This window comes from Pontibacter sp. JAM-7 (assembly GCF_048548695.2).
GTDB lineage: Bacteria > Pseudomonadota > Gammaproteobacteria > Pseudomonadales > Balneatricaceae > Neptuniibacter.
In genome coordinates this window covers 119,335-138,563 of sequence record NZ_JBLYIF020000006.1, presented here as the reverse complement: position 1 = coordinate 138,563, position 19,229 = coordinate 119,335, and the positions used below count along the sequence as shown (strand labels likewise).

General features: G+C 51.2%; 17 protein-coding genes. 6 read left to right on the top strand and 11 right to left on the bottom strand.

Annotated elements, in window-relative coordinates:
- Positions 1–11 precede the first annotated feature (11 nt).
- The 6 genes from pheT to thrS all read right to left on the bottom strand — a co-directional run bounded on the left by pheT (position 12) and on the right by thrS (position 6,785).
- Entirely contained in the window at positions 12–2,405 is a 2,394-nt protein-coding gene (pheT, locus tag ACFVYJ_RS09835) for a phenylalanine--tRNA ligase subunit beta (RefSeq protein ID WP_419415207.1), read from the bottom strand.
- A gap of 49 nt (positions 2,406–2,454) precedes the next feature.
- On the bottom strand, positions 2,455–3,438 hold the full coding sequence (pheS, locus tag ACFVYJ_RS09830) for a phenylalanine--tRNA ligase subunit alpha (RefSeq protein WP_419415208.1): 984 nt from the start codon (positions 3,436–3,438) through the stop codon (positions 2,455–2,457).
- A gap of 167 nt (positions 3,439–3,605) precedes the next feature.
- Positions 3,606–3,962: a 50S ribosomal protein L20 gene (gene rplT / locus ACFVYJ_RS09825; RefSeq protein WP_419415209.1), complete on the bottom strand. Its 357-nt coding sequence runs from the start codon at positions 3,960–3,962 to the stop codon at positions 3,606–3,608.
- A 46-nt stretch (positions 3,963–4,008) separates the two neighbouring features.
- Positions 4,009–4,203, bottom strand: a complete 195-nt coding sequence (gene rpmI / locus ACFVYJ_RS09820; protein ID WP_275816201.1) for a 50S ribosomal protein L35 — start codon at positions 4,201–4,203, stop codon at positions 4,009–4,011.
- A 99-nt stretch (positions 4,204–4,302) separates the two neighbouring features.
- Positions 4,303–4,806 (bottom strand): translation initiation factor IF-3, encoded by a 504-nt coding sequence (gene infC / locus ACFVYJ_RS09815; protein WP_419415210.1) that lies wholly within the window; start codon positions 4,804–4,806, stop codon positions 4,303–4,305.
- 44 nt (positions 4,807–4,850) lie between these two features.
- Positions 4,851–6,785, bottom strand: coding sequence for a threonine--tRNA ligase (gene thrS, locus ACFVYJ_RS09810; protein ID WP_419415211.1), 1,935 nt, complete (start codon positions 6,783–6,785; stop codon positions 4,851–4,853).
- A gap of 245 nt (positions 6,786–7,030) precedes the next feature.
- Between thrS and ACFVYJ_RS09805 the strand changes: the two genes are divergently transcribed.
- Complete coding sequence (locus ACFVYJ_RS09805; RefSeq protein ID WP_419415212.1) at positions 7,031–8,227, top strand: multidrug effflux MFS transporter; 1,197 nt, start codon at positions 7,031–7,033, stop codon at positions 8,225–8,227.
- 56 nt (positions 8,228–8,283) lie between these two features.
- Here the strand turns inward: ACFVYJ_RS09805 and ACFVYJ_RS09800 are convergent, their stop codons facing one another.
- The 4 genes from ACFVYJ_RS09800 to ACFVYJ_RS09785 form a co-directional block, all read right to left on the bottom strand.
- On the bottom strand, positions 8,284–8,766 hold the full coding sequence (locus ACFVYJ_RS09800; protein ID WP_419415213.1) for a hypothetical protein: 483 nt from the start codon (positions 8,764–8,766) through the stop codon (positions 8,284–8,286).
- Between the two features lie 277 nt (positions 8,767–9,043).
- Complete coding sequence (locus ACFVYJ_RS09795) at positions 9,044–9,742, bottom strand: FadR/GntR family transcriptional regulator (RefSeq protein WP_419415214.1); 699 nt, start codon at positions 9,740–9,742, stop codon at positions 9,044–9,046.
- 35 nt (positions 9,743–9,777) lie between these two features.
- Complete coding sequence (gene msbA / locus ACFVYJ_RS09790) at positions 9,778–11,553, bottom strand: lipid A export permease/ATP-binding protein MsbA (RefSeq protein WP_419415215.1); 1,776 nt, start codon at positions 11,551–11,553, stop codon at positions 9,778–9,780.
- Positions 11,554–11,577: 24 nt separating this feature from the next.
- Positions 11,578–12,747 carry a nucleotide sugar dehydrogenase gene (locus tag ACFVYJ_RS09785; RefSeq protein ID WP_419415216.1) on the bottom strand — a complete coding sequence of 390 codons (1,170 nt, stop codon included), beginning with the start codon at positions 12,745–12,747 and terminating at the stop codon, positions 11,578–11,580.
- A 160-nt stretch (positions 12,748–12,907) separates the two neighbouring features.
- Between ACFVYJ_RS09785 and lpxL the strand changes: the two genes are divergently transcribed.
- Positions 12,908–13,852, top strand: coding sequence for an LpxL/LpxP family Kdo(2)-lipid IV(A) lauroyl/palmitoleoyl acyltransferase (gene lpxL / locus ACFVYJ_RS09780; RefSeq protein WP_419415217.1), 945 nt, complete (start codon positions 12,908–12,910; stop codon positions 13,850–13,852).
- Entirely contained in the window at positions 13,849–14,901 is a 1,053-nt protein-coding gene (locus tag ACFVYJ_RS09775; RefSeq protein ID WP_419415218.1) for a glycosyltransferase, read from the top strand. Before lpxL ends, ACFVYJ_RS09775 begins: the two co-directional genes overlap by 4 nt.
- Before the next feature lie 57 nt (positions 14,902–14,958).
- Here the strand turns inward: ACFVYJ_RS09775 and ACFVYJ_RS09770 are convergent, their stop codons facing one another.
- On the bottom strand, positions 14,959–16,062 hold the full coding sequence (locus ACFVYJ_RS09770; protein ID WP_419415219.1) for a glycosyltransferase: 1,104 nt from the start codon (positions 16,060–16,062) through the stop codon (positions 14,959–14,961).
- Positions 16,063–16,306: 244 nt separating this feature from the next.
- On the opposite strand from ACFVYJ_RS09770, the gene ACFVYJ_RS09765 reads away from it, so the two are divergent.
- From ACFVYJ_RS09765 to ACFVYJ_RS09755, 3 genes are read left to right on the top strand one after another with little or no spacing between them, the layout of a single operon-like run.
- Positions 16,307–17,095 (top strand): (Fe-S)-binding protein, encoded by a 789-nt coding sequence (locus ACFVYJ_RS09765; RefSeq protein WP_419415220.1) that lies wholly within the window; start codon positions 16,307–16,309, stop codon positions 17,093–17,095.
- A gap of 10 nt (positions 17,096–17,105) precedes the next feature.
- Positions 17,106–18,521 (top strand): LutB/LldF family L-lactate oxidation iron-sulfur protein, encoded by a 1,416-nt coding sequence (locus ACFVYJ_RS09760; protein WP_419415221.1) that lies wholly within the window; start codon positions 17,106–17,108, stop codon positions 18,519–18,521.
- On the top strand, positions 18,518–19,189 hold the full coding sequence (locus ACFVYJ_RS09755; RefSeq protein WP_419415222.1) for a LutC/YkgG family protein: 672 nt from the start codon (positions 18,518–18,520) through the stop codon (positions 19,187–19,189). The genes ACFVYJ_RS09760 and ACFVYJ_RS09755 overlap by 4 nt, the downstream gene beginning before the upstream one ends.
- The last annotated feature ends 40 nt before the right edge of the window (positions 19,190–19,229 follow it).

Here is a 19,229-nt window from a genome sequence, read left to right as displayed (position 1 = left end):
CACCTTTGCCGTTACTCTCGCAATGAAGCACCTAACTTACTGGCCAGTGCCGACACGATAGCGTCTACAGCACTGTTTATTTCTTCATCATTAAGAGTGCGCGAAGGATGTTGCCACGTCAAGCCTAAAGCGAGACTTTTTCGTCCCGGATCAATACCTTGGCCTTGATATACATCAAACAAGGTGATCTGTTTGAGGTAACTGCCTGCATTTTCAGCAGCCAGATTGCGCAACTCGGCAAATGCAACAGTGCCATCAACCACCACCGCTAGGTCACGACGAGATTCAGGGAATTTAGAAATTTCCTGATAACGCGGGATGACACCCTGCTGCAGTGGCTGCAGCCGCAATTCAAACAGATACACAGGCCCCTGCAGGTCCAGTGCCTTAATCAGGTTAGGGTGCAGTGCACCAATGTACCCCAGCGTTTCACCATCGCGTTCAATTCGCGCCGACTGACCAGGGTGCAGCGCCACATGACGATCTGCCACAAAGCGGAACTGCTCTCCGGCACCCGCCAGATCCAACAGATTCTCCACATCGCCTTTCAGGTCAAAGAAATCCACCACATCCTTACCTGCCTGCCAGCCTTCCGGCTGCTGCTTACCACTGATCAGGCCAGCCAGTACATTCTCCTGCAGCATGCCAACGTCCTGCGCCAGAAAACGCTGCCCGGTTTCAAATAAGCGAACCCGCTGCTGCTGACGATTCTGGTTATATTGCAGCGCCTTAACCAAACCGGGCCACAATGTGGTACGCATCACTGCCATTTCAGCAGAGATCGGATTGGCCAATGCCAATGCCTGATACTGATCATCAAACTGCTGTTGCAGGCCCGCTTCAATAAAGCTGTAGGTGATCGCTTCCTGATAACCCATGGCCACCAGTGAGCGGCGCAGCGTATTGATCTGCATCTGCGCTTCATTATCAGGTTTCAGAGGCAGGCTGGCAGTGGGAGTACGTACTGGCAGGTTGTTGTAACCATATACCCGCGCCAGCTCTTCGATCAGATCCACTTCCAGAGCGATATCAAAACGGTAGGATGGCACCGCGACCTGCCATTCACCGGCAACGGCCGAGGCCGAAAGACTGAGTCCCAGCCGGGTCAGAATCTCTTCTACTTCTGCTGCTGGCATCTCAAAAGACAGCATACTGTTAATTTTACTCTGCCGCAGGCGCACCTGACGGGGCGCTGGCAGCGCGTCACTGTCGACCGTTTCAACCACAGGACCCGCTTCACCACCAACAATCTGCAGCAGCAGTTCCGTGGCACGGTTTACTGCCCGTGCCTGTAACTGCCAATCAACACCGCGTTCAAACCGGTGGGAAGAGTCGGTATGCAAGCCATAGCTCCGTGCCCGACCTGCAATAGAGATCGGATTAAAAAAAGCACTTTCCAAGAAAATATGCTGGGTTGTATCTGTAACACTGGTGGGTTCCCCACCCATGATACCGGCCATAGCGATCGGGCCAGATGCATCGGCAATAACCAGGGTATCTGTGTTTAGCTCTACTTCCTGGCCATCCAGCAGGGTTAGTTTTTCACCCTGGTTGGCACGACGCACCCGGATCTCCTGCTGCAACTTTTCCAGGTCAAAGGCGTGCATTGGCTGACCTAGTTCCAGCAAAACAAAATTGGTCACATCCACCACCGGGTCAATACAGCGCACGCCGGATCGTTCCAGCTTCTGCTGCATCCACTGCGGTGTTTGGGCCTGAGGGTTGATATTACGAATCACCCGGCCAACATAGCGGGGGCAGTCTTCGCTGGCATCCAGGCTAACAGCAAAAGTATCATCAATCGCAGCCGGCGTGGTTGTATCAGCCACAAAGGTCACCGGCGCTTTATTCAGCACCCCGACTTCACGCGCCAGACCGATGATACTCAGGCAGTCACCGCGGTTAGGTGTCAGATCAACATCAATGACCTGATCATTCAGGTCCAGGTATGTACGCAGACAGGTGCCCACTGGCGCGTCTGCGGGCAGCTCCATAATACCGGCATGATCGTCGGATATACCCAGCTCGTCATCCGCACATAGCATGCCGAAGGACTCGACCTGACGCAGCTTGGCTTTTTTGATTTTAAACACACTGCCGTCTGGTGTGGGCAGCTCTGCCCCCAGCGTAGCAAACGCAGTTTTCAGACCAGCACGCGCATTGGGCGCGCCACAGACAACCTGATAGGCATCCTGTCCATCGGACACAGAACACACCTGCAATTTATCGGCATTGGGGTGCTGTTCAGCCGTTAAAATTTCACCCACCACGACACCGCTGAAAGCTTTGGCAACCGGATCTACTTCATCGACTTCAAGACCGGCCATGGTGATCTGGTCCACCAATCCCTGAGTATCGATGGCAGGATTTACCAGTTCTCGTAACCACTGTTCACTGAATTTCATAATGCTTTCCCGAAATACGTTCTGTTAACTGTTCTAAGCCATCAATGCATCAGTTGAACTGATGTAAAAAACGAAGATCATTTTCAAAGAACAGTCGCAGGTCATTGACGCCATACCGCAACATCGCCAGACGCTCAACCCCCATACCAAAAGCAAAACCGGTGTACTCTTCTGGATCTATACCTGAGGCTTCAAACACTTTCGGGTGCACCATGCCGCAACCGAGGACTTCCAGCCACTTGCCATCGCCCCGATCGATATCCACTTCAATAGAAGGTTCAGTGAACGGGAAATAAGAGGGACGGAAACGCACATTCACATCTTCCTCAAAGAACTCGCGCAGGAACTGCTCAAGCGTGCCTTTCAGGTCAGCAAAGCTGATTCCCTTATCGACAATCAAACCTTCTACCTGATGAAACATTGGCGAATGGGTCTGATCGTAATCACAACGGTATACCCGCCCCGGACAGATAATACGCAGCGGCGGCTGTTGCGTTTCCATAGTACGCACCTGCACGCCAGATGTATGGGTACGTAACAGCGTGTTGGCATTGAAGTAGAAGGTATCATGCATCGCCCGGGCCGGATGGTGCGATGGGATATTCAGCGCTTCAAAGTTATGGTAATCGTCTTCAATCTCCGGACCTTCCTCGACACTGTAACCAATGCCCGCAAAAAACTGCTCGATCCGCTGTAGCGTGCGGGTCACAGGATGCAAGCCACCCAAGTTCTGACCCCGCCCAGGCAGCGTCACATCCACAGTCTCAGCCGCCAGCTTAGCTTCTAAGGCAGCCGATTCCAGCTCGGTTTTTCGCTGGTTGATCACGTTCTGCAGTGCTTCTTTAGCTTCGTTGATCAAGGCACCCGCTTTAGGGCGCTCTTCAGCTGACAGACGACCCAGGCCTTTCAACAAGGCGGTGAGTTCACCTTTTTTGCCCAGGTACTGTACCCGCACCTGATCCAGGTCCTGAGTAGATGTAGCCTTGGCGACAGCGTCTTTACCTGCTGCCAACAGGATTTCGAGGTTTTCCATTATCCGGCTCCGATAAAGGGAGGTTTACTGCATGGGCAAAAGCTTTGCCCGGTACATGATGATTTTGCCAAGCATTTAACTAAACACTGGGCAAAAGCATCAAAAAAACAGGGGAAGAGTTTACACCCTTCCCCTGTGAATATTTGACCTACAAGAGGCGGGTAGCCTTACGCCAGAGCAGCTTTCGCTTTCTCTACAACAGCGGTAAAGGCACCAGCTTCGTATACAGCCAGGTCAGCCAGTACTTTACGGTCGATTTCAACGTTAGCCTTTTTCAGACCAGCGATGAAACGGCTGTAAGACAGACCGTTGATGCGTGCAGCAGCGTTGATTCGTGCGATCCACAGTGCGCGGAACTGACGCTTACGCTGACGACGGTCACGGTATGCATACTGACCAGCTTTAATGACTGCCTGTTTAGCAACGCGGAATACCCGGCTACGAGCACCGTAATAACCTTTTGCTTTTTTCAGGACCTTTTTGTGACGACGACGTGCAATAACACCACGTTTTACGCGAGCCATGATTTACCTTCCTATTCGATATTCTGTTAACTGAAAAAAGCTGTACTTAGATGTACGGCAGCATGCGACGAACCAGCGCCTTATCTGCAGCATGAACCTGCAGCATCGGACGCAGCTGACGCTTACGCTTAGTGCTCTTCTTGGTCAGAATGTGACTAGTGAAGGACTGCTTGTGCTTAAAGCCATTGGCAGTTTTTTTGAATCGCTTTGCCGCACCGCGACAAGATTTGATTTTAGGCATTACAAAAATCCCCACGCATTCGTTTAGTTTTTTTTCACGCGAAACAACGGAAAAACCCGCAGCCACCACATGGGGGGTTACGGGTTTGAACGCAGCGCGTTACTTTTTCTTTTTCGGAGCCAACACCATGGTCATCTGACGGCCTTCCATTTTGGCGCGCTGTTCAACAACAGCTAACTCTTCCAGGTCTTTTTCAACCCGGTTCATCAGCTGCATGCCCAGCTCCTGGTGAGCCATCTCACGACCGCGGAACCTAAGGGTTACCTTGGCCTTGTCTCCTGCTTCAAGGAAACGTATCAGGTTGCGTAGTTTTACCTGATAATCCCCTTCTTCCGTATTAGGACGGAATTTCACTTCCTTGATCTGGATCTGATGCTGTTTTTTCTTGGCTTCATTCGCCTTTTTCTTCAGCTCATACTGGTGCTTACCATAATCCATCACCTTACAGACGATAGGATCCGCATCAGAAATTTTAACCAGATCAAGTCCCGCTTCCTGAGATGCCTCAAGAGCGTCACTTATCGATACAACGCCAATCTGGGTGCCATCGGGACCAATAAGCCTGCATTCACTGGCAACACTTAATAAAAACTCATTGATCATGGGCTGCTCACGTCGAGCGCCCCTTCTAGTTTCACGCCTGATAGTTATTCTCCCGACTCATTAGAGTCATGACGTCCCCTTTTGGCTACATCATTGCCAAGCAAGGCTGTAAATTCACTCAGAGGCATGGATCCAAGATCTTCACCGGTACGAGTACGCACCGCGACAGCACCTGCCTCGACTTCTTTGTCACCAATTACCAGCAGGTAAGGGACTTTCTGTAAAGTACGCTCGCGGATTTTAAAGCCGATCTTTTCATTTCTCAAGTCCGCTTCGGTACGAAATCCTTGATCTGCAAGCTGATTCACTATGTTTTTGCAATATTCTGACTGTTTATCGGTAATATTCATCACCACAACCTGCAAAGGTGCCAGCCAAGTTGGCAGCGCACCAGCGAAGTTTTCAATCAAAATACCAATAAAACGTTCAAATGAACCCAGAATCGCCCGGTGTAACATCACCGGTGTTTCTCGGTCGCCATGCTCGTTGACAAACTGCGCGCCCAGACGACCCGGCATAGAGAAATCTACCTGAATTGTACCGCACTGCCAGACTCGACCCAGGCAATCTTTCAGGGAGAACTCGATTTTAGGACCATAAAACGCGCCTTCACCCGGCAGCATCTGCCAGTCCAGGCCCGCCGCATCCAGCGCATCCGCCAAGGCTTTTTCAGCCTTGTCCCAGATCTCATCTGAACCCACCCGGTGTTCCGGACGGGTAGACAGCTTATAAATCACTTCATTAAAGCCGAAGTCCTTGTACACCTCATGCAGGAAATCGATAAAACGCGCCACTTCCGCCTGAATCGAATTTTCTGCACAGAAAATATGTGCATCATCCTGAACAAAACCACGCACCCGCATAATCCCGTGCAGCGCACCGGACGGCTCATTACGGTGACAACAACCAAATTCAGCCAGACGCAACGGCAGGTCACGATAGGAACGAATTCCCTGATTGAACACCTGCACGTGACATGGGCAGTTCATCGGCTTAATGGCAAAGTCATGGTTTTCAGAATGGGTAGTAAACATCTCCTCAGAGAATTTATCCCAATGACCAGACTTCTCCCACAGGGTACGCTCTACCACCTGCGGGGTTTTAATTTCATCATAACCATGCTGCTGCTGTTTGCGGCGCATGTATTGTTCGATCTGCTGATACAGGGTCCAGCCATGCGGGTGCCAGAATACCATACCCGGTGCTTCTTCCTGCAGATGGAACAAGTTAAGCTGCTTACCCAGTTTACGATGATCGCGTTTTTCCGCCTCTTCCAACCGGTGCAGGTAAGCCTTCAGCTGTTTCTTATCACCCCAGGCCGTACCATAAATACGCTGTAGCATCTCGTTATTGGAATCACCACGCCAGTAGGCACCCGCCACCTTCATCAGCTTGAAGGCCTTGATGTGGCTGGTTGATGGCACATGTGGGCCACGGCACAGATCGATAAAATCGCCCTGCGAATAAAATGAGAGGTCCTCAGCATCGGGAACCGCTTGCAGCAGCTCAACCTTGTAGGTCTCTCCCATTTCCTGAAACATTGTGGTCGCTTCATCACGACTCATCAGTGAACGGCTGACCGGCAGGTTCTGCTTGGACAGTTCCTGCATTTTTTTCTCGATCTTTTCCAGATCTTCCGGGGTAAACGGGCGCTCATAGGCAAAATCGTAATAAAAGCCGTTTTCAATGACCGGACCTATGGTGACCTGAGCACCGGGAAACAACTCCTGCACCGCCATCGCCATCAGGTGAGCACAAGAATGGCGAATCACTTCCAGACCATCTTCATCACGCGCGGTGATAATGGCTAGTTGAGTATCCTGAGCAATGGTATGGGAAGTATCAACTAATTGACCATCAACTTTACCGGCCAGTGCAGCTTTTGCTAAACCAGCACCAATATCGGCGGCAACATCAAATACAGTGACAGGGTTAGCAAACTCACGTTTACTACCGTCAGGCAGGGTAATAACCGGCATGTCATTTCCTTGTTCTCAGGCATGGGCCCCTACGTAAGGCCCCGCTGTTATTCAACGGCTAATGCATCGTACAAACCAAGTACGGAGCAGGGCCTGGCATTCTAACGGAACACCCCGTAAAAAGCCATGCAACCAAGCTACCAGCCACACAAAACAGTGTTGCAGCAGAAAGCCCTCTCAAACAACGTGTATACAGTTACACTACTCGTGTTTCTTTATACCTGCGCTGAGTATTCATTGAACCAATGCAAGCCCTCGCCTCACCTACCACATTGCTGATCTATCTGTTAGCAGCCCTGACCGCCATGGCGCCGTTAGCGGTGGATGCTTACCTACCCGCATTACCGGAAATGGCTATGCATTTTTCGGTCAGCATCCATGATGCAGAACTGTCCCTGAGTATATTCCTGGCTGGTTTTGCCTGTGGTCAGTTAATCGGCGGTCCCTTTTCCGACCATGCCGGGCGGCGGATCGCTTCAGGCTGCGGCATTAGTCTGTTCTGCCTAGGCTCATTGGGCATTATGTTAAGCAGCAGTATGGAAAGCGTCTGGTTATTCCGAGGCATTCAGGCACTCGGCGGCGGACTGGCGGTGGTCAATTCATCAGCAGTAATTCGCGATTTAAGTCATGGCCGGGACAGTGCCCGTCACTTATCCAACATTTCCGTTATTATGATGCTCGCTCCCTTGCTTGCACCAATGATTGGAGCCCTGTTACTTCACCTCCAGGGGTGGCGGCTAATCTTTGAGTTTCTTCTGGTGTACGGTGTTCTGATTGGCGCAGCACTCTATTGCAAACTACCGGAAACCCGACGCCCACAACCCATACGCACCAGTGTCCTGGCGCGATACGCTGAGGTACTTAGTCATCGTTATGCCCTTGGCTTTGTCTTATCACAGTGCTTTGCCTTTGCCGGCATGTTTGCGTTTATCACCAGCTCACCACTGGTGTACATGCAGTTCTTCGACGTCAGCGAAGCCGTATATCCCCTGCTATTTGGCGCCAACATTATCGGCATGATTAGCGCCAACCGGCTCAACATTCGCTTACTACACCGCTTTAACCCACACCAAATTCTCACCTTCGGGCAACTCTTACAGCTGAGCGCGGGATTGAGCCTACTCGGCTACCTGTTGATTAGCGCAACCCCCTGGCTGCCTCTGGTCGTCATGTTGATTGTGATTTATATCGGTGCAATGGGCTTGATGATTGCCAATGCCACCTCCAGCACCATTGAATTCTTCCCTCACAGCAGCGCCACAGCTACCGCCATTTTGGGCGCCAGCGGGTTTGCTATGGGTGGCGTCAGTGGCGCTCTAGTGGGGTTGTGGGGTGATGGCACGCCACTGCCCATGGCAACGGTTATGCTGTTTTGCTCGATCCTTGGTATTGCCGGCCGCTGGCTACTGCAGATGCCGGGGCTTCAGAAACAACCAGAATAACGCCAGCCAACTTAATTCAGGCATAAAAAACCGTGCTTTTACGCACGGTTTTTAGGTTACAGGCGGAAGTCCACTGAGAAGAACACCTTCTCTCCTTGATGAAATCCGGAGATGTAGTAGTTATCACGCCAGCGATGATACAGGTCACCACCAATCACCAATGCATAACTACCACGCGGTAAAACTTTCACCCACTCCCCGCTATGACGGCGTTTATGCTTAGGGTATCGGTCATAATGTTGCGGCTGGTGCTTCCAGTATTTATTGTGGCCACGATGGTAGCCATGATCACCCCGATAGCGGTAATCACTTTTGCTGTCGTAGTAACGTCCAGAGCGATATCGTTTGTGGTCCCGTTTGTGGTCCCGTTTGTGGTCCCGTTTGTGGCTCCGTTTGTAATCCCGATGCTGATGCCGGGGATGATCTGCCCGCTGATAGGTCGGCTCAACCCGAACGGATGACGGGCCATGTGCTAATACTGGCACTGCCATACCCAGGCTTAACGCCAGAGCCAGTGCATATTGGGTAAATTTTCGCATGGTTCACCCCCATGTCTTTATAAATTGACATTTTCATGCCGGTTTGGTGTTCAGGAAAAAAGACCCGGGCTACCCGGGTCAAGTCACGCTTTCCCACTGGAACAACCTCACTGTTATCTATTTTGACAACACCCAGCGAAAACAAGGGTTGCGACGGGGTAAAGTTATGTAAAGCTGACCCTGACCCAAGGCACTTTCGCTCAGAATAGCCTTTAAACAAAGGTGAGCAAGGCTGCCTCAGCAGTATGCGTGGAGAGGAATGAATCCAACCTGAAAACTATTCGCAAGCCTTCAACAGATCTCGGGTGTAGAGGATATGCTCAGTTGCAGCCACGCGAGCCATCTCGGCATTACGGTTAAGTAACGCCTGATGAACCCGGCCATGCTGGGCGGCGATGCGTTCGGGATAACGACCAAATTTTTTCAGTGTGCGATCCAGAACGCTATATATCGCGTTGAAATATCGGGTATAAAATATCTGGCTGAAAGAGATCACCAGCAGATGATGACTAGATTCTGCGATCAGAGTATGAAAGCGTAGATCTGCTTTGGCTTTCTTAAGCGTACTCGCCCCGGCACTGCGTAACTGCATGGCACGAAACTCGCTATCTATGCGTTGCAGCTGCTCTGCTGTGGCACGCCTGGCAGCATAATAAGCAGCCTCCCCCTCCAACACAGCCCGCATTTCCATAACCTGCAGCAAAAAACCTACCCCCTGGACAGGTTCTTGTGGCATTTCGAGAAAGGGGTCAAGCAAATTAAGACAGCGGGAACGGCCCCCATGGTGCGTTTCAATCAACCCCTGCAGTTCGAGAGCTTGAATAGCTTCCCGAACAGTGGCGCGGGATAATTGGCAGCGTTCAGCGAGAGTACGTTGACTGGGCAATGACTGACCGGGCAGTAGCTCACCATTCAAGATCTTCTGTTCCAATTGGAAGACCAGTTTCTGACGTTGCACCGGTTCTTTTTCAGCCATTCTGCATCCCAGATCAGCCCCTCATACACAGATCACTAATGATGCTCTACCTGCATTGTGCGAAAACGGGCATAAGCACCTTCCAGCGCTAAGAGTTCTGCATGACTACCCTGCTCAACAATCTGGCCATCTTCCATGACCACAATCATATCCGCCTGTTCGATAGTTGACAGTCTATGGGCGATGACCAGCGTGGTTCGACCCTTCATCACCTCAGCCAAAGCATCCTGAATGTGCCGTTCTGATTCAGTATCAAGTGCTGAAGTCGCTTCATCTAGAATCAAAATGGGCGCATCTTTCAAAATTGCCCGGGCAATTGCAATGCGTTGTCGCTGCCCGCCGGAAAGTAGAACACCATTTTCACCGATCAGGGTATTCAGACCATCAGGGAATTTGTTAACAAACTCCAGCACATGGGCAGCTTCTGCCGCTTGCTGTATCGCCTCTACGGAAGCATTTGCCATGGCGCCATAGGCGATATTTTCAGCGATGGTGCCGTTAAACAGCACGACATTCTGATTAACCAGTGAGATTTGCTCGCGCAGGCTTTCCAGTGTGAAATGTTGCAGTGGGATACCATTCACCAACAATTCACCCTGCCAGCCATCATTAAAACGTGATAACAGCCCCGCCAGAGTCGATTTGCCACTACCAGAGCGCCCGACCAGCGCAATGGTTTTACCTTTAGGCATTTCCAGCGACACATCAACCAGTACCGGACGCGGTGACCCTGGATAGGAAAAACTCAAGCGGTTCAGTTGAATATCACCAACCTGTTGCAGGGTTTGCGTACCGGTATCCTGCTCCTCTTGCTCATCCAGAATCTGGAACAGGCTTTCAGACGCAGCAATACCTCGTTGCACGATCGCCACAACATCAGTCAGCAAACGCAGGGGTTTGGTGACCATCCCGGCCGCAGTGAGGAATGCCACAAAGCCACCGGTGGTCATGGAACCCATCACTGAGGGGTGCATCGCCAGATATAACAAGGCTGCCAAAGCCAACGCCACCAGGAACTGAATCAAGGGGGTATTAAGTGATTTGGTCACCACCAACTTCATAAACTGCCGTTTATTTCGGTTACTGGCCGCTTCAAAACGCTGGGCACTGGACTCGGCACCGCCGAAAATTCTGACGATCTGGTAACCCTTAATGGACTCAGATGCCGCTTCCGTTATATTGCCCACCGACTCCTGTATGCGCTTACTCAGCCTGCGCATCCGCTTGGACGCGATAGATACCACCAAGCCAATAAAAGGAGCCGTCACAAAGAAGATCAGCGTCAGTTTCCAATTCAAGTAGAACATGTAACCCAGCAACGCAGTAACCGTCAGTCCCTCTCGAAACAGGATCTTGATGGCATTGGTCACTGATTCAGTCACCTGCTCAACATTAAATGTCAGTTTAGCCAACAGCTCGCCACTGGAGTGCTGGTTGTAATAGAGCGAGGGTAGTAGCAACAACTTGGAAAAAACCTGAGTGCGAAGCATGTGAATAACTTCCCTACCCACATAAGCAATACAGTAGTTACCAATAAACAAACCGGTACCACGCATAAGGAAGATGCCCAGCACAGCCAGCGCTAATATTCCGCGCTGTTCATAGGCGCCTTCCTGTACCGCATTAATAACGCTCTCTAGCCATTTAGCGGAGAGTGCCTGACCTGCACCATAGAGAGCAAAGCCCACGAAGCTGATCGCAAAACCCCACCAGAGCGTGCGCACATAGCCTAGTAGTCGACGATAGACTTTCCAGGCACTTTGTTCGGCGTCGGTCTCAGATAGAGCGTTGCCTTTGTTTGATTCACTCATTCAGGGTTCCTGGAACCTAAGAGATTAAGAATCGTTACCAAACAGGTCACGGGTATACACCTTGTCGGCGCAATCCTCGATCTCTTCAGAAAGCCGGTTGGCAATAATCACATCACTCAGCTGTTTAAACTCATTCAAGTCAGTGATAACCCGCGAATGAAAAAAGTGGCTCTCCTGCATAACCGGTTCATAAACCACCACTTCAATACCCTTGGCCTTGATCCGCTTCATCACCCCCTGGATAGCCGAAGCACGGAAATTGTCAGAGCCAGACTTCATCACCAGCCGATAAATACCCACCACCTTGGGTTCACGCTTCAGTACAGCATTAGCAATGAAGTCCTTACGGGTAGTATTAGAATCAACAATGGCCCGAATCAGGTTATTTGGCACCTGGTCATAATTAGCCAGTAGTTGCTTGGTATCTTTAGGCAAGCAATAGCCACCATAACCAAACGATGGATTGTTGTAATGCGCGCCAATACGCGGGTCCAGGCCTACGCCCTGGATAATCTGGCGAGCATCAAGACCATGTGACTCCGCATAGGAATCAAGCTCATTAAAATAGGCGACCCGCATTGCCAGATAGGTATTAGCAAACAATTTTATCGCTTCAGCTTCGGTAGCATCGGTAAACAAACAAGCAATATCATCTGCCAATGCGCCTTGCTGTAGAAGTGAAGCAAATGTTTCAGCCCGCACCGACTTTTCACCAACGATGATACGGGACGGGTATAGGTTGTCATACAACGCCTTGCCTTCACGTAGAAACTCAGGTGAAAACATCAGGTTTTCAAGACCAAGCTGTTCACGCAGGTTCTGGGTGTATCCGACCGGCACGGTAGATTTGATCACCATCACCGCAGCAGGATTTATCGACTGAACATCCCGTACCACCGCTTCTACACTGTTGGTATTGAAGTAGTTGGTTTCCGGATCGTAATCCGTGGGGGTGGCAATGATGACAAAATCAGCCCCGATATAGGCCTCTTCTTTAATGAGCGTCGCGCGAAGATTGAGCTCTTTAGTGGTTAGATATTCACTGATTTCATGGTCTTCAATCGGTGAAACTCTTTGGTTAATCTGCTCAACCTTCTCCGGCACAATGTCCAGTGCAACAACTTCATTATGCTGCGCCAGCAGCACCGCATTAGACAGCCCGACATAACCTGTACCTGCGACCGCTATCTTCATCTATATCCTTCCTGAAACCAGATCTCGAAATTGTGGCGTATGATAACACGCTTGCAAATTACAGCATGGCTTCAAACTCGCTTCTTTTGTCGAAAACAGGTTTGCTGATAAGCGATCAGCTCTTTACAATTCTCTGCAACACTCGTTGATGAACAACACTGTGACAGCACAAACAAAAAATTCTCATTTTTTAGCGCCAAAATACTGGCCTGTCTGGTTGGGTATCAGTCTGTTGTGGCTGCTTAACCGTTTGCCCTGGCGTTGGCAAATTCGTCTCGGGCGATTGCTGGGACGCCTGCTTTTTCTGACCAGCCCACATCGCCGCCGGGTGACACGAACCAATATCCGGCTCTGCTTTCCTGAGCTGAGTCACCAGCAGCAAAGCAACATGGTCAAAGAAGTATTTGCCAATAATGGTATCGGCCTGTTCGAAACCGCGATGGCATGGTGGACACCGCGGAAAAAACTTCAGCCTTATATTGAAATGGAGGGCCGGGAACATATTGAAAAAGCCCTGGCCGAAGGGAAAGGCATTATCCTGCTGGGCGCACACTTTTCCACGTTGGACCTGGGGGGACTGCTATTTTCCGAGTTTTTCCCGGTTGACGCCATGTACCGCCGGCATAACAACCCCCTGTTGGAACACATCATCACCCGCGGACGTGAGCGCTATTTTGAGGTAGTCATCGAACGCTCTGATATTCGCCAAGTGGTACGTTCATTACGCCAAAACCATATTGTCTGGTACGCCCCAGACCAAGACTTTGGCAACCGTAATTCCGTATTTGTACCATTTTTTGGGGTACAGGCCGCCACGATCACTGCCACTACGCGGCTAGTCAAGTTCAACTCCTCACCTGTAATGATGCTGGCCCAGCACCGTAAACCCGATGACTCCGGGTATGTACTTGAAGTTTTCCCACCCATCGACCCCTTCCCTACCGGCGATGAAGCAACTGATGCCACGCTGGTGAATGCGGAAATTGAAAAAGCCATTCGTAAGGATCCAGCGCAATATATGTGGGTTCACCGCCGCTTCAAAACACACCCCAAAGGCAAGGGCTACCTGTACCGCCAAAAACATCGGGATAAGGCTAAATCATGATCACTGTCATGCAGGTATGTGGCGGCAAAAACCCGGGAGGGGCTGAAGCTCACTTTCTGCGCTTTTGTGTCGAATTGGCCAAGTTCGAAAACATTAACGTAGTACCTGTGGTTCGCCGTAACTCCTGGCTGGCGGGTCAACTTCAACACAGCGACCTGCTATTCCATACCCTGCCATTTTTAGGTCGGCATGACTTCTGGACCCGCGCCAAGCTAAAACGTATTGCCCGGGACACAAATACCCAAGTCACCCAATGCTGGATGAGTCGCGCGGCTAGTGTGATGCCCAAAATGACAGGCGTTAAACACATTGGTCGCTTGGGTGGCTACTACGCGTTGAAAAACTTCCGCAATATGAACTGGTTAGTGGCGGCCACTGAAGACCTGCGCCAACATGTGATACAGGGTGGTCATCCGGCCGTTAGGTCCTGTGTGATACCTAACTTTGTTAATCCGGCACAAACAGAGAATCTTGCTGTCACTCAGCAGTTACGAGAAAAGTTGCAACTGCAGGAAAAGACCGTACTTTTTACACCAGCACGACTGCACCCAGTGAAAGGTTTGGATACGGCAATCCAGGCCCTTGCCCAACTGCCTGACAACTACTGTTATATCATCGCAGGACAGGGACCGGATGAAGCAAAGTTAAAGCAGCAGGCCGAAGCTCTGGGGTTAACTAAACGGGTGATATTCACAGGCTGGACCGATAATATCTCGCAGTATTGTTACCTTAGCGATGCGTTTATCGTGCCATCCAGACATGAACCCTTTGGCAGTGTTTTGCTGGAAGCCTGGTCGCACCACCTACCCTTAATTTCATCAGATTCCCAAGGTGCCACGGCTATTACCCGCCATGGCAAAAACGCACTGATTTTTGCCAAGGATGACGTTGCCCAACTGGCACAAAGCATCTCTAACCTGTTTGCAGATGACCGCCTACGCAGTCAACTGACCGAACAGGGCTATCAGGAATTTGCAGATCACTACACCGCAGCCAGTGTGTTGCGGACATACCAACAACTCTATCAGCGCCTCGCTGAGTCGCAATAAACTCTGACAAATCGCCTCTGTATCGAACAAGCCAGTTTACCCAGGTAAGAGACTAGATTATTTTTCGGCCAATAGCTGCGTATACAGCGCCAGGGTCGATGCAATCATCTGACTAAGCACAAACGGATTTTGCTGAACCTCTTCAGATTCAGCATCAAACAAAGCAGATACTTTATCCGCCACCGTCTGCACCTCTCCGGCCTCAACCTTACCGGCGGGGTATATAGCACTCAGGGTTTCATGCACAGCACCGTAGGCATACCCCACCACGGGTGTACCCACCGACAAACATTCAACGACTGTGCGACCAAAAGCTTCCGCAGTGGTTGACGTCAGGGTCAGCATCACATCACTCACAGCATAGAGTTGCTTCATATCCGAGCGCGTGCCAAGAAAACTGAAATACTCCGCAGCACCGACTTCGCTGATTGCAGTTTGGACTTCCTTCAGGAATTTACCCTTGGGGTCACTGCCAACCACCAGAACATGAAAGTCCTGTCGCTGCTGAGCGAGGGCTGCGACCACTTTTACCAAATCGAGATGACCTTTCCAGCGGGTGATCCTGCCGGGAAAGCAGATGAGTTTTTTATCTTTAATCCCGGGGTAATCAGTCAGAAGTTGCTCAAACCACTGCGCGGACAGCTGATAATCACGCGGGAATTCAGCCGGATCAATCCCTCTATGAACCACCGTTACCTTGGCCGGGTCGACCTCAGGAAAGTTAGTCAGCAGATAGTCCCTTGCCGTTTCGGAGACAGCGATAACCCGTTCTCCTTTACCCATAATCGCGCTGTACCTGTTGACGGAATGCATGCCATGCAGCGTGGTGACAAAACGCGGCCGGGTTGCAGGGTCCATTTTTCGCCATGCCAGCCATACCACCCAGGCAGGCATCCGCGAGCGTACATGCACAATATCCGGCTGCTCCTGTTCCAGCCAGGCACGGAATCGTCGCACCTGAAACAACATCAGCAGAGATTTACGACCGATATCCCACTGCACATGACGGCTGCCATCATGCTCCAGTTGCGCGACCAGCCGACCACCAGCCGACACCACCACAGATTCATGACCGGCATCAACCAGGCCCTTGGCTACTTCGAGCGTACCCCGCTCGACACCGCCCAGCTCCAACGCTGGCAATACCTGAACCACTTTCACGTGAGTTATCTTTTCCTTAAACAATCCGTCGGATACGGATATTAAATTTGCGCTAAGTACAGATGATGACCCGAACGATCCCGCGCATCAGTTGGGGGATTATAAACAACTCGACCCTGCTTGATGAGTATTAAAGCAATATCACCAACGCCACCGTTTGGTCAGACCAGTTTTGCGTCTATCATTCTCATAGACGTCTGCCTTATCTATCTTCAACGGCGATAACAAAAAAGAGAACCCTGACATGTCCAATCATTCTGAACACCCCAGCGTAGGGCTGTTTGTCACCTGCCTTGCTGATATGTTCCGCCCCAGCGTTGCCTTTGCCACCGTTAAACTGCTGGAAGCTGCCGGTTGTCGGGTTAACGTCCCGGAACGGCAAACCTGCTGTGGACAACCCGCATTCAACTCTGGTGACCGTCAAACCACTGCTGATATCGCAAAAACAACCATTGAAGCCTTTGAGGGGTTTCATTATGTAGTCGGACCATCAGGTTCATGCATTGGCATGTTACATCACTACCCTGAACTGTTTGCCGATGATGACCCATGGCTGCAGCGGGCACTGGATCTGAAAAGCCGCGCCTATGAGGTCACTAGTTTTCTCACCGATGTCATGCAGTTTGATCGGATTAATGCCCAGTATGATGGCACCATCACCTACCATGACTCCTGTTCTGGCCTGCGTGAGCTGGGAATTAAACAACAGCCACGCCAGCTACTTGGCAAGGTGGACAAACTGAGCCTTAACGAAATGGAAGAAGCGGAGACCTGCTGTGGTTTCGGCGGCACCTTCTGTGTCAAATACCCCGAAATATCCAACCGCATGGTCAGCAATAAAAGCCAGTACATCAGCGACAGCAGCGCCGATACCTTGGTCGGCGGCGACCTGGGCTGCCTGTTGAATATGGCCGGCAAGCTAAAACGCGAAGGCAAGCCGGTACAGGCCCGTCACATAGTGGAAATACTTGCTGGTATGACTGACACCCCCGCCATTGGCGAAGCCGATTACGACCTGGCCAAACCCCTCTGAGGTTATTTTTATGCAGATTCACAGCCCAGAATTTAAAGAAAATGCCCGTATCGCGCTGCGTAATGAACCTTTGCAAGAAGCACTGGGCCAATTCAAATACGGTTTCCCAGTCAACCGCGCTCGTGTGGTCGCACTGCTACCTGAATTTGAAACCCTGCGCGATCATGCCCGGGATCTGAAGAACCATATTATTGAGAATATGGATATCTACCTGGAACAGTTTGAACAACAGGTAACCGCCAACGGCGGCCATGTGCACTGGTGCAGCACGGCAGAAGATGCACAAAAAAAGATACTTGAGATTTGTCAGGCAGTAGATGCCAAAACTGTGACCAAGGGTAAGTCCATGGTCTCGGAGGAGATTAATCTTAATGAATACCTAGAGGCCAATGGCATTGACCCCGTTGAAACCGATCTCGGCGAATATATCCTGCAACTGCGCGGCGACCATCCCAGCCATATTATCGCGCCGGCAATTCATCTGAATGTCGATGATGTGGCGGATACGTTTCATGAGCATCACCACCAAACCCGCACCGATGACCCCCAACAACTGATGAAGGAAGCCCGGGAGGTACTGCGCAAGAAATTCGTCAGTGCCGATGTTGGTATTACCGGTGCCAATTTCCTTGTGGCCGAAACCGGCTCCACCATTATTGTCACCAATGAAGGCAATGGCGACCTAACCCAAACATTGCCGAAAACCCATATCGTGATCAGCTCCATCGAAAAAGTGGTACCCACCCTGGAAGATATGAGCCTGTTTTTGCGTTTGCTGGCCCGCAGCTCAACCGGCCAGGAATTTACCGTATACAACACCCTCTCCACCGGTCCCCGCCGTAGCCGCGATCAGGACGGTCCGGAGAACTTCCATGTGGTACTGGTTGATAATGGCCGCAGCGATATGGTCGGTACTGATTTCCAGGACATGCTGCGTTGCATTCGTTGCGCGGCCTGCATGAACCACTGCCCGGTCTACGGTGCCGTGGGTGGCCACAGTTATGGCTGGGTCTATCCCGGCCCCATGGGTTCGGTGCTAACACCGCAGATGATTGGCATCGAAAACTCAGGACACCTGCCAAATGCCTCTACCGCCTGTGGCAAATGTCAGGAAGTGTGCCCGGTACGTATACCGCTACCAAAACTCATGCGCCATTGGCGTGAAAAAGAGTTTGAGCAACACCTCACTCCCAGTGCTGTCCGTTGGGGACTGGCGGGTTGGGCATTCTTTGCCCGCAGACCCGGACTGTACCGCTGGCTGGCTCGGAGCTCTGCCTGGTTTATGCATAAACTGGCTGGCAAAAAAGGCCGTATTCGTAAATTACCGCTAGCCGGGGGCTGGACCGATTGGCGCGATATGCCCGCCCCTGAAGGCACCACTTTTATGGACCAATGGAAAAAACGTCAGGCCGGAGAAAAGTCATGAGCAAAGCCGAGATTTTCAATAAAATTCGTCGTGGCCTGCATCGAGGTGAACCGACAGCAGAACAACGTGCTGTAGCACTGGCACGCATTCAGGCACACAAGCCTGTATTGATTCCTGCCCGCGCCCAACTGGATCACGCGGCACAGGTAGAGCTGTTTCGTACCATGGCAACTCAAGCCGCTGCCAAAATCATTGAGCTGAACCATCTCAGTGAACTGCCCCAAAAAGTCACAGAATGGCTGCAACATCAGCAGTTCAAACAACTGGTCAGTGCCAGTGACAACTGGATTAATGACCTGGACTGGAGTCCATTGGGCGATATACAGCGAGTCCAGCGGGTGGCTCAGTCAGGTGACCGGGCCAGTCTGACCGGTTGCATGGCAGGCATTGCCGAAACCGGAACACTGATGCTGCATTCTGGTAACAGCAGCCCGACTACCCTCAACTTCCTGCCGGACTGTCACCTGGTGGTGCTACGGGAATCACAAGTGGTGGGCAGTTATGAAGATGCCTGGCAACTGTTGCGCAAAACACATCCTGACGGTATGCCGCGCACAGTGAATATGATCACCGGCCCATCACGCAGTGCCGATATTGGCCAAAAACTACAGATGGGTGCGCATGGCCCCTGTGAATTAGTGATTTTTCTGCTCAAAGAATCCCACTGAAACTATCGGCGGGGTCGGCAAGTCGGCCCCGCACCTGTCG